Origin of the sequence: Protofrankia sp. BMG5.30 (genome assembly GCF_001983005.1) — a bacterium.
Lineage (GTDB): Bacteria > Actinomycetota > Actinomycetes > Frankiales > Frankiaceae > Protofrankia > Protofrankia coriariae.
In genome coordinates this window covers 62,545-78,561 of the sequence record NZ_MOME01000015.1, presented here as the reverse complement: position 1 = coordinate 78,561, position 16,017 = coordinate 62,545, and the positions used below count along the sequence as shown (strand labels likewise).

Here is a 16,017-nt window from a genome sequence, read left to right as displayed (position 1 = left end):
GCATGTGGGGCACGCTGCCAACGGTTTTCGATCGGGTCACCCTGTACTACGCCGATTCAACGGCGATCATCGACGGTGATCGCCGGCTGACATACCGGCAGACGCGGCAATGGGCCAACCGGGTCGCGAACGGGCTCATCGCGTTAGGGGTCGCCAAGGGGGAGCGGGTCGGCCTGTTGCTGCCCAACGTCCTGGAGTTCATCCCGTCCCAGCACGGCATCTGGAAGGCCGGCGCGGTGCTGGTGCAGCTGCCGACCCGGGCCTCCGCGTCCGGCCACCGCAGCAACCTCAAGCAGGCCGAGGCGACCACGCTCATCTACCACGCGCAGTTCGACTCGACCGTCGCCGAGGTGGTGGCCGGGCTGCCCAACCTGCGCCACGTCATCCGGCTCGACGACGGGCGCGGGCCCGCGGAGACCACCGTCGCCGGTGTCGTCGACTACGCGAAGCACTTCGAGTCGCAGTCGGACACGGCCCCCTCGGTGGACATCGACGAGCACGACGAGGCGTACGTGCTGTTCACCTCCGGCAGCACCGGTGAGCCGAAGGGCGTGATCAACTCTCACTTCACCTGGGCGCACTACAGCATCACCGCCGGTCTGGAGATCGGTGACATCCGACCCGGTGAAATCTTCGCCCACGGCGCGCCGCTGACCCACTTCACCCAGATCTTCGTGCTGCCGACCTTCCTGCGCGGCGGCACGAACGTGATGCTGCCGGGACTGGACGTCAACACCCTCCTCGAGAAGATCGAGAAGGAGAAGGTGACGGCCACGGCCCTGGTCCCGACGATCATCTACCTGCTGCTCGACCACCCCGACCGGAAGAAGTTCGACCTCTCGTCGCTCAACACCATCATCTACGCGGGGGCCCCGATCGCTCCGGAGCGACTGCGTGAGGCGCTCGACGTGTTCGGCCCGATCTTCATCCAGGCCTACGCCGGYACCGAACCGGGATACGTCTCCAGCCTGCGCAAGCAGGACCACCGAGTGGACACCGAAAAGGACATCAAGCGGCTGGCGTCGGCCGGCCGGCCCCTGCCGTACGTGGCGGTGACCATCCAGGACGACGACGACCGCCCGCTGCCCGTCGGCGAGGTCGGCGAGATCACCTCCAAGCAGCTCGGCCAGATGCTCACCTACGTCGACGCCTCGCGTAACGCGGAGGCGCTGCGCGACGGCTGGGTACACACCGGGGACATCGGTCACCTCGACGAGGACGGCTTCCTCTACATCGTCGACCGCAAGAAGGACCTGGTGGTCAGCGGTGGGTTCAACGTCTTCCCACGGCAGGTGGAGGACGTGCTGCTGACCCACCCGGCGGTCGCCCAGGCGGCTGTTTTCGGCATTCCGCACCCGAAGTGGGGCGAGGCCGTGCACGCCGTCGTGGTCACCCGGTCCGGGCAGCAGGTCGACGAGAGCGAGCTGATAAACCACGTCAAGCGCGAGCTGGGCAGTGTGCCCGCGCCCAAGTCGATAGAATTCACCGACCAGCTGCCGGTCAACCCGGCCGGGAAGGTCGACAAGAAAACGATTCGCGCGCCCTACTGGGCCGGCCGGACCCGTCAGATCGGATAGCTCCGCCGCCCCTCGGCTGGTGTTCACCCTGGCCGTCTGACCAGGGTGAACACCAGGCCGATCGGCGCGAGACGAGGAAGAACCCCCAAGCCATGGGAATGACGATGAGTGCTCAAAGCAGTACCGGCCATCCCGGCCCGGAGACTTCCGTGGTGGATCCCGCCCATTTTCGCGACGTCCTTTCGCGTTTCGCGAGCGGGGTCGTCGTCGTGACGGCGATAGTCGGGGACAGGCCGGCCGGCCTGACCTGCCAGTCGTTCACGTCACTGTCCCTGCAGCCGCCGCTGGTGCTGTTCTGCCCGGCCAAGTCGTCCACGTCGTGGCCTTCGGTGGCGGCGGCGGACAGCCTGTGCATCAACATCCTGAGCGAGGGGCAGGACGAGGTYAGCAACGGGTTCGCGCGCAGCGGCGCGGACAAGTTCGCCGGCGTCGGCTGGACGCTGCTGCCCAACGGCGCGCCGGCGCTGGACAGCGCCGTCGCCCACATCGGCGCCCGGATAGCCACGGTCTACGACGGGGGCGACCACCACATCGTCACCTGTCACGTGGAGTCCCTCCAGACCCCCGGGGAGCGCGATCCGCTCCTCTACTACCGGAGCAAGTATCGGCGTATCCGGTCGCTGGACTAGCCTGGCTGGCCGGCATCACAAGCCATCCGCGTCCAAAGGAGGACAAGGTGTCCGTACCGCATTACGGGTTGTTCATCGACGGAGAATGGGTCGACTCCGCCGAGAAGTACGAGATTCGCAGTCCCGCGACGGACGAGCTGGTGGCAACGGTCGCCAAGGGCGGGACTGCCGACGTGGACCGGGCGGTTGCCGCCGCCAAGGCCGCGCACGAGGCGGGGCAGTGGCGGCGTACCCCGCCGCAGGAGCGTGCCGCGGTGCTGCACGCGGTCGCGGACCGCCTGGAGAAGCGGCTGCAGGAGCTGGCGGCCCTGCAGACCCGGGAGAACGGCGCGACGATCCGCGTCACCGGGGCCCTGCACCTCGGCCTGTCCATCGCCCAGCTGCGTTACATCGCCGACCTCGCGACGACCTACGAGTTCGAGAAGAACGGGCCCGAGATCGGGCCGATCCCGRCCGTGGGTGTGCTGCGCCGCGAGCCGCTGGGCGTGGTGGCCGCGATCGTGCCGTGGAACATCCCGCTGCTGGTCATCGTCTGGAAGGTCGGCCCGGCGCTGGCCGCGGGCAACACCGTCGTGCTCAAGCCCGACGAGCACTCGCCGCTGGTCGCGCTCGAGCTGGCCAAGGAGTTCGAGGCCGCCGGTCTGCCCAAGGGTGTGCTGAACCTCGTCACCGGTGACGGCGACCCGGTGGGCGCCTACCTCAGCGGCCACCCGGACGTCCGCAAGGTGGCCTTCACCGGGTCGACCGAGGTGGGCAAGAGCATCCTGAGCAAGTCCGCCGACACAGTCAAGCGGGTCACCCTCGAGCTCGGCGGCAAGGGGCCGAACGTCGTCCTCGACGACGCGGACGTGCCACTGGCCGTCGACGGAGCGCTGTTCGCGGCCCTGGCCAACAACGGGCAGGCCTGCGAGGCGGGAACCAGGCTGCTGGTGCCGAACAGCCTGAAGGAGGAGTTCCTCACCAGGCTGGTGGAGCGGGCGAAGACCCTCAAGCTCGGCAACCCGCTGGACCTCGCCACCGACGTCGGCCCGGTGATCAGCCCCGGGCAGCGGGACCGCATCCTGGGCTACATCGAGTCCGCCCGGGCGGACGGCGCCACCATCGCGCTCGGCGGCGGGGTGCCGCAGGGGCCGGAGTTCGCCACCGGGAACTGGGTGGAGCCGACCATCGTCACGGACGTCACCAACGACCAGCGCATCGCCCGGGAAGAGGTCTTCGGCCCGGTGCTGACCRTGCYGACCTACGACTCCGTGGACGAGGCGATCAAGATTGCCAACGACACGAACTACGGCCTGTCGGCCGGGGTGTGGGGACGTGACGAGGCGCGGGCGCTGGACGTGGCCCGACAGCTGGACGCCGGCATGGTCTACGTCAACGACTGGCACGTGATCAACCCGGCCTACCCGTTCGGCGGCTACAAGCAGAGCGGCCTGGGGCGCGAGGGCGGCCCGAACGCGCTCGACGCCTACACCGAGCAGAAGTACATCGCGGTCGACCGCAGCGGCGGACTGGAGAACCGGGCGGCGTTCGCCCTGGTACTGGGGACGCCGCCCGCATAAGTGACGGGCCTGAAGGAAACAGCGCGGTGCCGACACCCTGTCGGCACCGCGCGCCGATGCCGACAGCGCGTCCATCCGGCGTGAGCCGGGCATGAACGACTGCCGTCGCCGGTGTCGGCGACATCCCAGAAAGGGAACCTGATCGTGTCAGCCGAGGCGTACATCTACGAGGCGGTTCGGACCCCTCGAGGAAAGGGAAAGAAAGGGGCGCTGCATGGCACGAAGCCGCTGGACCTCGTGGTGGGCCTCATAGACGAGGTGAAACAGCGGCTTCCGCAACTGGATCCGGCATACGTCGATGACGTGGTCCTGGGAGTTGTCTCCCCGATCGGGGACCAGGGCGGTGACATCGCAAAGGCGGCGGCGATCGCGGCCGGCCTGCCCGACACGGTGGGCGGAATACAGGTCAACCGTTTCTGCGCCTCGGGCCTGGAAGCGACCAACATCGCGGCCCAGAAGGTGCGCTCGGGGTGGGACCGGCTRGTCTTCGCCGGCGGCGTCGAGTCGATGTCGCGGGTGGGGATACTCTCCGACGGCGGACCGCTGTTCAACGACCCGGTCACGACCTATGACCACTACTTCGTCCCGCAGGGCATCGGCGCCGACCTCATCGCCACGATCGAGGGCTTCAGCCGCGAGGACGTGGACGCGTACGCCGTGCGTTCGCAGGAGCGCGCGGACGCGGCCTGGCGCAACGGCTACTTCGCGCGTTCGGTGGTACCGGTCAGGGACGTCAACGGGGTCGTGATCCTGGACCACGACGAGCACCGCCGGCCCGGCTCGACAGTGGAGTCCCTCGGCGGGCTGAAGCCGTCCTTCGAAGGTCTCGGCCGCTCGGGCGGGTTCGACGCCGTCGCGCTGCAGAAGTACCACGAGGTCGAGAAGATCACCCACGTCCACACCGGGGGGAACTCCTCGGGCATCGTCGACGGCGCGTCGCTGCTGCTCATCGGTGGGGAGCAGGCGGGCAGGGACCTCGGCCTGACACCGCGCGGCAGGGTTGTCRCCACGGCGATCAGCGGGGCCGACCCGACCATCATGCTGACCGGGCCGAAGCCGGCGACGGAGAAGGTGCTCGMCACCGCCGGGCTGACCCTGGACGACATCGACATCTTCGAGCTCAACGAGGCGTTCGCGTCGGTGGTGCTCAAGTGGATCAGTGATCTGAAGATCCCCGAAGAGAACGTGAACGTCAACGGCGGGGCGATCGCGATGGGGCACCCGCTCGGCGCCACCGGCGGGATGCTGGTCTCCACCGTGCTCGACGAGCTCGAGCGCCGGGGGCAGCGCCGGGGGCTCATCACGCTGTGCATCGGCGGCGGTATGGGCGTGGCCACGATCATCGAGCGCGTGTGAACATGTCGACGGATACGGGTGGATCGACTATGGCGTACACAGAGACCATCCAGTGGGCGCACGACGCCGACGGCGTCGTCGTGCTGACCCTGGATGATCCACAGGCTTCGGCGAACACCCTCAACCGGGATTTCGTCGAGTCGTTGCAGGCAGCCGTCGACAGGCTCAACCGGGAGAAGGAGGCGATCACCGGCGTCGTTCTCACGTCGGCGAAGAAGACCTTCTTCGCCGGCGGTAACCTGAACGAGCTCAGGGCGCTGCGCAAGGAGGACGCCGCGGAGTTCACGGCGCACCTCAACCGGATCAAGGGGCTGCTGCGCGCCCTGGAGACCTTCGACCGGCCGGTCGTGGCCGCCTTCAACGGCGCGGCCCTCGGCGGCGGTCTCGAGCTCGGGCTGGCCACCCACCACCGGATCGCCGCCGACGTCCCGGGCAACCAGATCGGTCTGCCGGAGGTCGGGCTCGGGCTGCTGCCCGGCTGCGGCGGGGTGGTGCGGACCGTGCGCATCCTCGGCGTCATCGACGCCCTGAACAAGGTGCTGCTGCCCGGCACCCRGTTCAGCCCGGCCGACGCGGTCGAGGTCGGCCTGGTCGACGAGATCGTGGCGACCATCCCCGAGCTGGTACCCCGGGCCAAGGAGTGGATCCAGAAGAACCCCGAGGCGCGCCAGCCATGGGACGTCAAGGGCTTCCAGATACCCGGCGGGACACCGGCCTCCCCCTCGCTGGCGCCGGTCCTGCCCAGCCTGACGGCCAAGCTGCGCGCCCAGCTCGGCGGCTCGCCGCTGCAGGCGCCGCGGGCCATCGTCGCCGCCGCCGTGGAGGGCGCGCAGGTCGACGCCGACACGGCGTCGCTGATCGAGACCCGGTACCTGATCCACCTGGCCACCGGCCAGGTGGCCAAGAACCTGATCCAGGMGTTCTTCTTCGACACCCAGCACATCAAGGCCGGTGGTAGCCGGCCGGCCGGGTTCGACCRCTTCCAGGCGCGCAAGGTCGGTGTTCTCGGGGCCGGGATGATGGGCGCGGGTATCGCCTACGCGGCGGCGAAGGTCGGGATCGAGGTGGTCCTGAAGGACGTCAGCCTCGCTGCCGCCGAGCGTGGCAAGGCCGGTGTCGAGAAGACCCTCTCCAGGGCGGTGGCCAAGGGGAGGACGCCGCAGGCAGAGGCGGACGCGATACTCGGCCGAATCCTGCCGACGGAGGATCCGGCCGACTTCGCCGGGGTCGACTTCGTCGTCGAGGCGGTCTTCGAGAGCGTCGAGCTCAAGCGCAAGGTCTTCGGCGAGATCGAGGAGATCGTCGATCCGGACGCGGTGCTCGGGTCGAACACCTCGACCCTGCCGATCACCCTGCTGGCGCAGGGGGTCCAGCGGCCGGAGGACTTCATCGGCATCCACTTCTTCTCGCCGGTCGACCGGATGGCCCTGGTCGAGATCATCAAGGGTGAGCGCACCTCGGAGCGCACCCTGGCCAGGGTCTTCGACTTCGTGCAGCAGATCCGCAAGACGCCCATCGTCGTCAACGACAGCCGCGGGTTCTTCACCAGCCGGGTCATCATCGCCTTCCTCAACGAGGCGGTCGCGGCCGTCGGTGACGGCATCGCGCCCGCCAGCATCGAGCAGGCCGCGTTGCAGGCCGGCTATCCCGCCGGCGCGCTGCAGCTCATCGACGAGCTCACGCTGACCCTGCCGAGGAAGATCCGCCAGGAGGCCAGGGCCGCGGTCGAGGCCGCCGGCGGCGTCTGGAAGGAGCACGCGGCGGAGGCGGTCATCGACCGGCTGATCGACGAGTTCGGGCGGCCGGGCCGTTCCGGCGGCGCCGGTTTCTACGAATACGACGACTCCGGCCGCCGGCAGGGGCTGTGGCCGGGCCTTCATGAGGCGTTCCGGGTACCGGGCCGCACGATCCCGTTCGAGGATCTCAAGGAGCGGCTGCTGTTCGCCGAGACGCTGGAGGCCGTCCGCGCGCGGGACGAGGGGGTCATCACCTCGATACCCGATGCCAACATCGGCTCGTTGTTCGGCATCGGTTTCCCCTCGTGGACCGGTGGAGTGTTCCAGTACATCGACCAGTACAAGGGCGGAACAGCCGGATTCGTGGCGCGAGCGAACGAGCTGGCCGAGCGTTACGGCGAACGGTTCACCCCGCCGGATTCCCTGGTGCGGGCGGYGGCCGCGGGCGCGTCGTACGCATAGGGAGGGACCGGCACCGGAAAGACCGCTGTACGTGCGACAGCGTCGTTGTGCGTACAGCAGGATATTGCGCCGCCACATACGGTGGATCAATGTCCGTCATGTTTTTCGTGTCGCACGGCCGGAGGCCCTCAAGGAGTACTGGTTGAAGGCCGTGCGGCCCTTGTGCCTCACGGTTGGAAGCCGCGGGGGAAACGCCGGCTGAAGGCTGTGCGATGCTTGTGTCGCACAGCCGGAAGCCTTGAGGGAAAACAGCCAGGTGGAAGGGAGCGGATGTCGGTGTCCGTGGGGCTGAGCATCAGGCCAGCTGTAGTCGATGACGGCCGGCCGCCCGATGGTGACCGGGTGGGTCGGCCTGGTCCGCAGGCACAGGGGAGGGCGCGTAAGCGCTCGTTCAGTGCCGATTACAAACTGGCGATCCTGGCGGAGTACGAGGCGGCGACAACACCGGGTGCGAAGGGCGCCATTCTGCGCCGGGAGCAGCTCTACGCCGCGCATATCGCGGTGTGGCGCCGGGCCCGGGACGCCGGCGCGCTGGCGGAGCTGTCCCGGCCGATCGGCCGGCCGCCGGCGGACGCCCGGGACACCGAACTGGCCGAACTGCGTGCGAAGAACGGGCGGTTGGAGAAGGAGTTGGCGAAGGCCCGGCTCGTGATCGACGTCCAGGGAAAACTGCACGCGCTCTTGGCGACGTTGTCCAGGAGCGCGCCCAGCGACGTCGGTGTGCCGACCTTCTCACAGAAGCAGAACGGCTGATAGCGGACGCAATGGCCGTACTGGTGCCCCAGATCGGTGTGACGGCGGCCTGCGCCGCGGTCGGCCGCTCCCGGTCCACGTACTATCGGCGCTACCGGGAAAGCTCGTGTCCGTCACAACAGCTGCCCGGGGAAGGCTGGCGGGTGACAGCGGCCGACGAGTCCGTGACCCAGGGGATATGACCGCGCTGCCCCTGGCTCACGAGCTGATGAACAATCCTTGGAGACGGTGTGGACTTCGGTGAGGACGCGGAGCTGCGGGCTCTGCGGGAGACGGTCGCGGCGATCTCCAAACCGTTCGGTGGCGCCTACTACACCGAGCGCTCGGAGGCCAGAAAGCCGACCAGTGAGATATGGGCGGCGCTTGCCGAAGCGGGCTTCATAGGCGTGAACCTCCCCGAGGAGTACGGCGGCGGGGGCGGCGGCATCGTCGAACTCGCCGCCGTCACCGAGGAGAGCGCGGCGGCGGGCTGCCCGCTGCTGCTCCTGCTCGTCTCGTCGGCGATCTCCGGCGAGGTGATCGCCCGTTTCGGCAGCGCCGACCAGAAGCAGCGCTGGTTGCCGGGCCTGTCCTCCGGTGCTCACAAGATTGTCTTCGCCATCACCGAGCCCGACGCGGGCTCGAACACCCACCGGATCTCGACACGGGCCGTCCGGGATGGTGACGACTGGCTTCTCACCGGCCAGAAGTACTACATTTCCGGTTTTGACGACGCCGCCGCCGTCCTGGTGGTGGCCCGTACCGGTACTGACGAGGCCAGTGGCAGGGCGCGCCTGTCGCTGTTCGTCGTGCCGACCGACACCCCTGGTCTGACCGCCCACCCGCTGCCGGTTGCCGCGCAGGTTCCCGAGCGGCAGTTCACCCTCTTCTTCGACAGCGCCCGGGTCGCATCCGACGCGCTTGTCGGCGACGAGGGGGACGGGTTCCGGCAGGTTTTCCACGGCCTGAACCCGGAGCGGATCACCGGTGCCGCGCTGTGCGTGGGGATTGCCCGGTACGCGCTGGGCAAAGCCGTCGACTACGCGCGCAACCGGCAGGTGTGGGACCAGCCGATCGGTACCTACCAGGGGATTTCACATCCGCTGGCGAAAGCAAAGATCGAAACCGACCTGGCCGCGTTGATGACCCACAAGGCGGCCTGGGCACACGACCACGGCCTGCCCGCGGGCGAGCCGTCGAACATAGCGAAGTACGCCGCCGCGGAGGCCGCGCTCGCCGCGGTGGACCAGGCTATTCAGACCCATGGTGGCAACGGCATGTCCGTCGAGTACGGTCTGGTGCCGCTGTGGGGGCTGGCCCGGATACTGCGCATCGCGCCAGTCAACCGGGAAATGATTCTCAATTACGTCGCGCAGCACAGCCTCGGCCTTCCTCGGTCGTACTGAGGGGATGTACATGACGATCGTCGCCACCCACCCCAGGGCAGTTGAAGGCACCCCGTTGCGGTCCCGCCTCGACACAGCCTCGGAGCTGTACCGCACCAACCGTGCGGCCCAGTTGAAGTTTCTGGCCGAGCTCGACGACCAGTTGGATCTCGCGCGGGCAGGCGGTGGACAACGCTACCGGCAGCGGCACCACGACAGGGGCCGGCTGCTGGTACGTGAGCGGATCGAGCTGTTGCTCGACCGCGACGCACCGTTCCTGGAGCTGTCCACGCTCGCCGCGTGGGGGAGTGAGTTCGCTGTCGGGGCAAGCGTCGTCAGCGGCATCGGAGTGGTCTCCGGTGTCGAGGTCGTGATCCTCGCGCATGATCCGACCGTGCGTGGCGGCGCGATGAACCCCTACTCGTTGAAGAAGACGCTACGTGCGCTCGAGATCGCCCGGCGCAACCGGCTGCCGGTGGTGAACCTCGTCGAGTCCGGTGGYGCCGACCTGCCGAACCAGGCCGACCTGTTCGTCCAGGCCGGGAAGATCTTCCATGACCTGTCCGAGCTCTCGGCACTGGGCATCCCCACCATCGCGCTCGTGTTCGGTAACTCCACCGCGGGCGGTGCGTACGTACCGGGCATGTGTGACTACACCGTGCTCGTGGACCAGCAGGCCAAGGTGTTCCTCGGCGGCCCCCCGCTGGTGAAGATGGCCACCGGCGAGGAGTCGAACGACGAGGACCTCGGCGGCGCCGCGATGCACGCCCGGGTCTCCGGGCTCGCCGACCACTTCGCCGTCGACGAGCAGGACGCGATCCGCATCGGCCGGCGCATCCTCTCCGAGATCAACTGGCGGAAGCTCGGCCCCGGCCCRAGCCTGCCGCCCGACCCGCCCCTCTACGATCCCGACGAGCTGCTCGGGATCGCGCCGTCGGACTTCCGTGTTCCCTTCGACCCACGCGAGGTGCTCGCCCGGGTCGTCGACGGCTCCCGCTTCGGTGAGTACAAGCCCGACTACGGCACGAGCATCGTGACCGGCTGGGCCTCCATCCACGGCTTCCCGGTCGGGGTGCTGGCCAACGCCAACGGCGTGCTGTTCAGCGAGGAGGCCAAGAAGGCCTCGGAGTTCATCCTGCTGGCCAACCAGGCCGACACGCCGCTGGTGTTCCTGCAGAACACCACCGGATACATGGTCGGCGCGGCCTACGAGCAGGGCGGCATCATCAAGGACGGCGCCAAGATGATCAATGCCGTCACCAACAGCAAGGTGCCGCATCTGACCGTCAACATGGCCGCCTCGTTCGGCGCCGGCAACTACGGCATGTCCGGCCGGGCGTACGACCCGCGGCTGATGTTCGCCTGGGTGGGCGCCAAGTGCGCCGTCATGGGCGCCGCCCAGCTCGCCGGCGTGCTGTCGATCGTCGGCAAGGCCGCGGCCGCCGCGGCCGGCCGGCCGTTCGACCAGGAGGCCGACGACCGGCGCCGCGAGGAGATCGAAGGTCAGATCAGCGCCGAGTCACACTCGTTCTTCATGAGCGGCAAGCTCTACGACGACGGTGTCCTCGACCCTCGTGACACCCGCACCGTGCTCGGTATCGCCCTGTCCGCCGCTCATTCGGGCCCGATCGAGGGGCGCCGCGGCTACGGCGTCTTCAGGATGTGAGTGCTGTGGTCACCAAGCTGCTGATTGCCAACCGCGGTGAGATCGCCTCAAGGATCATCCGCACCGCCCACGAGCTGGACATCGCCACGGTGGCGGTCTTCTCCGACCCGGACGCCGACGCCCCGTTCGCCCGCGAGGCCGACGAGGCGGTCCGGCTGCCCGGYGCGACCCCGACCGAGACGTACCTGCGGGGCGACCTGGTGATCGCCGCCGCCCAGCGCACCGGGGCCGACGCGATCCACCCCGGCTACGGCTTCCTGTCGGAGAACGCCGACTTCGCCAGGGCCTGCGCCGACGCCGGCATCACCTTCGTCGGGCCGCCCCCGGACGCCATCGACGCGATGGGGTCGAAGACCAGGGCGAAGGAACTGATGGACAAGGCCGGGGTGCCCGTCCTGCCCGGCCTGGTCATCGACGCCGACCTGCTCGCCGACGGTGGCCAGCTCTCCCAGGCCGCCGCGGACCTGGCGTTCCCGCTGCTGGTYAAGGCCGCCTACGGCGGTGGTGGACGCGGCATGCGCATCGTCCGCCAGGTCGACGAGCTCGCGGAGGCGGTCGCCGGTGCGCAGCGCGAGGCGGCCTCGGCGTTCGGGAACGCGACGGTGTTCCTGGAGCACTATGTCGAGCGTCCCCGGCACATCGAGGTGCAGATCTTCGCCGACCAGCACGGCAACGCGGTGCACCTGTTCGAGCGGGAGTGCTCCATCCAGCGCCGCTACCAGAAGATCATCGAGGAGGCCCCCTCGGTCGCCGTCGACGACGAGCTGCGCGAGCGCCTCGGCTCGGCCGCGGTCGCGGCCGCGAACGCGATCGGCTATGTCGGTGCCGGAACGGTGGAGTTCGTCCTCGACCAGCAGGGGCAGTTCTTCTTCCTCGAGGTGAACACGCGGCTGCAGGTCGAGCACCCGGTCACCGAGGAGATAACCGGCCTCGACCTCGTCCGCGCCCAACTCCTGGTGGCCGAGGGCGCGCCCCTGCCCGACGAGCTGCGCCAGGCGCGCATCAACGGGCACGCCATCGAGGTCCGGCTGTACGCCGAGGACGTCCCGGCCGGCTTCCTGCCGGCGACCGGGACGGTGCACCACTTCGAGGTGCCGGCGCTGACGGGGATCCGCGTCGACAGCGGGATCGCCGACGGGTCGGTGATCGGCGTGCACTACGACCCGATGCTCGCCAAGATCATCGCACATGGCCCGACCCGGGCGGACGCCATCCGCCGCCTCGGCCGGGCTCTCGCCCGCACCCGGGTGGACGGCGTGACCACCAACCGTGAGCTGCTGGTGGGCATCCTGCGCGAGGAGGAGTTCCGCGCCGGCAGCATCGACACCGGGTATCTCAACCGGCACGACCCGGTGGCGCTGAGCACCCCGGCCCTGCCCGACGACGTCCTGGCGACCCATCTGCTGGCGGCCACGCTCACCGCCGCCACCCGGCGCCAGGCGAACGCGGTGCTGCCGACACTGCCGCCGGGGTGGCGCAACGTCCCGACCGAGGCCCAGCGCACCGTGCTGGAGGTGGCTGGCAGGGCGATCGAGGTCCGCTACCGCCAGTATGGCAACCGGGTCGAGGCCAGCGTGGACGGCCGCGCGCTGGAGGCGCTGGTCCACCGCGTCGACGCCGGCCTGGTCGACATCACCGTCGACGGTGTCCGCGCGACCGTGTACGTGACCCGTGACGGGGCGGTCTTCCACCTCGACGGCCGCGGCGCCTCGACCGTGGCACGGGAGGTCCCACGGTTCGTCGAACCGGGCGCGAACGTCGCCCCGGGCTCGCTGGTCGCGCCCATGCCGGGCACAGTCGTCCGGGTCGTCGTGGAGGAGGGCGCGACCGTCACCACCGGTGACGTGGTGCTGGTCCTGGAGGCGATGAAGATGGAGCACACCGTCACCGCCCCCCAGGACGGCGTGGTGGTGGAGATCAACGCGCGCCAGGGCCAGACCGTCGACGGCGGCCATGTCCTGGCCGTGCTCGCCGCCGACGGTGAGCAGTCATGACGGCACCGGTCACCTGTGTCCTGGACGGACCGGTGGCCTGGCCGACCATCGACCGGCCGCGGACGCGCAACGCGCTGTCGGCCGGCGTCAGGCAGGGGCCGCGTGACGGTGAGGGCACCCCGGAAGGCCCCCGGGCCTTCCGGGAGAAGCGCACGCCGGTCTGGAGCGGACGCTGATGGCCGCCGACATCGGCCCGCTGCTGGCCGACCTGGCAGCCGAGACCGAGGAGCTGACGGCTGCGCTGCGCGGCCTTGACGAGCCCGACTGGCTCACGCCGACACCGGCCGCCGGCTGGGACATCAAGGACCAGGTCAGCCACCTGGCCTACTTCGACGACGTGACAACGCTCGCCGCGACCAACCCGGACTGCTTCGACATCGAGGCGAAGAAGCTGACCGCCCTCGGTGGGGACTTCGCCGCGCAGGTCGCCCTGTGGTACCGGGACCGCTCGGGCAGCCAGCTGCTCACATGGTTCGAGCAGGCGCGCGGCACACTGCTGGACACGCTGAGGGCGATCGAGCCCGGGACGAAGCTGCCCTGGTTCGGCCCGCCGATGAGCGCCCCGAGCTCCGCCACCGCCCGGCTGATGGAGACCTGGGCGCACGGGCAGGACGTCGCCGACGCCCTGGGGGTGCGGCGTGAGCCGACCGCCCGGCTGCGCCACATCGCGCACCTCGGCGTCGCGACGGTCCGCTGGAGCTTCGTCGTCCGGCAGCTGCCCCCGCCCGACAGCCCGATCCGGATCAGCCTCACCGCCCCCGACGGCTCGCTGTGGCAGTGGGGGCCGCCGGACGCGGCCGACGTCATCACCGGCCCGGCGCTCGACTTCTGCCTGCTCGTCACCCAGCGTCGCCACCACGCGGACCTCGGCCTGCGGGCCACCGGGGCCACCGCGGCCCGCTTCCTCGAGATCGCCCAGGTCTTCGCCGGGCCGCCGGGCCCGGGGCGTCCCCCCGGTGGGCAGCACCCGTGACAGCGATCCCCTCAGCAACCCCCTCGTCGGCCGTCCCATCGGCCTCGCAGGAAGGATGGTGCCGCACGTGACCACACCGGCCGCACAGCGGCGTCCGATACGCATCGCCAACTGCTCGGGTTTCTACGGGGACCGTATCGACGCCGCGAAGCAGATGGTCGACGGCGGCCCGATCGACGTGCTGACCGGCGACTACCTCGCCGAGCTGACGATGCTGATCCTGTGGAAGGCCCGGCGTCGCGACCCCGAGGCCGGGTACGCCCGCACCTTCCTCACCCAGCTCGAGCAGGTGCTCGCGACCAGCCTGGAGCGCGGCATCAAGATCGTTGCCAACGCCGGCGGCCTCAACCCCCGTGGCCTGGCCGAGCAGGTGACCAAGCTCGCCGCGGGCCTTGGGCTCTCCCCCCGCGTCGCCTACGTCACCGGTGACGATCTCGTGGGCCGCATCGACGAGCTGCAGGCGGCCGGCGAGCCGTTCGTCAACCTCGACACCGGACGCAAGCTCGCCGAGCTGGGCGTGCAGCCGGTGACCGCCAACGCCTATCTCGGCGGATGGGGCATCGCCGCCGCGCTGGAGGCGGGCGCCGACATCGTCGTGACGCCCCGGGTGACCGACGCGTCCCTCGTGGTCGGCCCCGCGGCCTGGTGGCACCGCTGGGAACGGACCGACTGGGACCAGCTCGCCGGAGCGGTCGCGGCGGGCCACGTGATCGAGTGCGGCCCGCAGGCCTGCGGCGGCAACTACGCGTTCCTGTCGGAGGTCACCGACCGGCGCTACCCGGGGTTCCCCATCGCGGAGGTGGCCGCCGACGGCAGCAGCGTCATCACCAAGCACCCCGACACCGGCGGCCTGGTCTCGGTCGGCACGGTCACGGCCCAGCTGCTCTACGAGATCGCCGGCCCCGCGTACGCCAACCCCGACGTCGTCGCCCATTTCGACACCGCCGAGCTGACGCAGGAGGGCCCGGACCGGGTGCTGCTGAGCGGCACCCGCGGCAGCGCCCCGTCGGACAAGCTGAAGGTCGCCGTGAACTACCTCGGCGGCTACCGCAACACGATGACCCTGGTCATCACCGGCCTCGACATCGAGGAGAAGGCCGCGTGGGCCCGCCAGGAGCTGTTCGACATCCTCGGCGGCGAGGACTCCTTCGACGCCGTCGACGTGCGGCTGCTGCGTTTCGACCACGACAACGCCGAGATCAACGCGCTGGCGACCGCGCACCTGCAGGTCACGGTCAAGGACCGTGATCCCGCGCGTGTCGGCCGGTCCTTCTCGAACGCGACCATGGCCCTCCCGCTGGGGGGTTATGCCGGCTTCCACACCACGACACCACCCACCAGCGAGAGCGCGTACGGCGTCTACTGGCCCACGCTCGTCGCCCGGGACGTCGTCACCCAGCGGGTCGTGCTCGACGACGGCTCCGAGTTCGTCATCGAGCACAGCCCGTCGGCGCCGCAGCCTCCGGCCGCCGCGGAGGAGCCCGTGGGCGTGACGACCACCCCGCCGGTGGGCACGGGCGAACGGGTGCGGGTCCCGCTCGGGCGTCTGGCCGGCGCCCGCTCCGGGGACAAGGGCGGCAACGCGAACGTGGGTATCTGGGCCCGGGACGACGCCACCTACGCCTGGCTCGCCGCCGAGCTGACCACGCGGAAGTTCGCCGAACTGGTACCGGAGGCCGCCAGCCTGGAGATCCGCAGGTATGAGCTGGCGAACCTGCGCGCGCTCAACTTCGTCGTCGTCGGGCTGCTGGGGGAGGGGGTCGCCTCGGCGACCCGCCCCGACCCGCAGGCGAAGGGTTTCGGCGAGTACGTGCGTTCTCGCCACATCGACGTACCCGCCGAGCTCGTCCGGTAGGAACGATCTCCTCCGGCGAAGGCCCGGTGGGAACGCGGCGGGGACGTGGCGACGTCGAGTTGGTCGCGACGTTCCCCGCGGTACCGGTAGGCC

Annotated in this window: 12 protein-coding genes; all 12 read left to right on the top strand. The window is 69.8% G+C overall.

Features of this window, described 5'->3' with window-relative positions; genetic code table 11:
• The first annotated feature begins 2 nt into the window (after positions 1–2).
• A complete protein-coding gene (locus tag BL254_RS09615) occupies positions 3–1,577 on the top strand; it encodes an AMP-binding protein (RefSeq protein WP_047223353.1) in 1,575 nt (524 codons plus the stop codon).
• Positions 1,578–1,681: 104 nt separating this feature from the next.
• Positions 1,682–2,206, top strand: a complete 525-nt coding sequence (locus BL254_RS09610) for a flavin reductase family protein (protein ID WP_235433547.1) — start codon at positions 1,682–1,684, stop codon at positions 2,204–2,206.
• Positions 2,207–2,253: 47 nt separating this feature from the next.
• Entirely contained in the window at positions 2,254–3,765 is a 1,512-nt protein-coding gene (locus BL254_RS09605; protein WP_076843106.1) for an aldehyde dehydrogenase, read from the top strand.
• A 144-nt stretch (positions 3,766–3,909) separates the two neighbouring features.
• Positions 3,910–5,121, top strand: coding sequence for an acetyl-CoA C-acetyltransferase (locus BL254_RS09600; protein ID WP_076843154.1), 1,212 nt, complete (start codon positions 3,910–3,912; stop codon positions 5,119–5,121).
• Between the two features lie 29 nt (positions 5,122–5,150).
• Positions 5,151–7,319, top strand: a complete 2,169-nt coding sequence (locus BL254_RS09595) for a 3-hydroxyacyl-CoA dehydrogenase NAD-binding domain-containing protein (protein WP_076843105.1) — start codon at positions 5,151–5,153, stop codon at positions 7,317–7,319.
• Positions 7,320–7,661: 342 nt separating this feature from the next.
• Positions 7,662–8,072: a transposase gene (locus BL254_RS09590; protein WP_076843153.1), complete on the top strand. Its 411-nt coding sequence runs from the start codon at positions 7,662–7,664 to the stop codon at positions 8,070–8,072.
• Positions 8,073–8,302: 230 nt separating this feature from the next.
• A complete protein-coding gene (locus BL254_RS09585) occupies positions 8,303–9,457 on the top strand; it encodes an acyl-CoA dehydrogenase family protein (protein WP_076843104.1) in 1,155 nt (384 codons plus the stop codon).
• A gap of 10 nt (positions 9,458–9,467) precedes the next feature.
• Entirely contained in the window at positions 9,468–11,102 is a 1,635-nt protein-coding gene (locus tag BL254_RS09580) for an acyl-CoA carboxylase subunit beta (protein WP_076843152.1), read from the top strand.
• Between the two features lie 5 nt (positions 11,103–11,107).
• A complete protein-coding gene (locus tag BL254_RS09575; protein ID WP_047223379.1) occupies positions 11,108–13,096 on the top strand; it encodes a biotin carboxylase N-terminal domain-containing protein in 1,989 nt (662 codons plus the stop codon).
• Positions 13,093–13,272 carry a hypothetical protein gene (locus BL254_RS26955; RefSeq protein WP_047223350.1) on the top strand — a complete coding sequence of 60 codons (180 nt, stop codon included), beginning with the start codon at positions 13,093–13,095 and terminating at the stop codon, positions 13,270–13,272. Before BL254_RS09575 ends, BL254_RS26955 begins: the two co-directional genes overlap by 4 nt.
• Positions 13,272–14,069, top strand: a complete 798-nt coding sequence (locus BL254_RS09565) for a TIGR03084 family metal-binding protein (RefSeq protein ID WP_047223349.1) — start codon at positions 13,272–13,274, stop codon at positions 14,067–14,069. Before BL254_RS26955 ends, BL254_RS09565 begins: the two co-directional genes overlap by 1 nt.
• Positions 14,070–14,124: 55 nt before the next feature.
• Complete coding sequence (locus tag BL254_RS09560; RefSeq protein ID WP_076843151.1) at positions 14,125–15,924, top strand: acyclic terpene utilization AtuA family protein; 1,800 nt, start codon at positions 14,125–14,127, stop codon at positions 15,922–15,924.
• The last annotated feature ends 93 nt before the right edge of the window (positions 15,925–16,017 follow it).

What these genes read in the sequence shown, in the direction of transcription:
- BL254_RS26955 (WP_047223350.1), top strand. Translation starts at nt 13,093, where the DNA reads ATGACGGCACCGGTCACCTGTGTCCTGGACGGACCGGTGGCCTGGCCG.
- BL254_RS09565 (WP_047223349.1), top strand. Translation starts at nt 13,272, where the DNA reads ATGGCCGCCGACATCGGCCCGCTGCTGGCCGACCTGGCAGCCGAGACC.
- BL254_RS09560 (WP_076843151.1), top strand. Translation starts at nt 14,125, where the DNA reads ATGGTGCCGCACGTGACCACACCGGCCGCACAGCGGCGTCCGATACGC.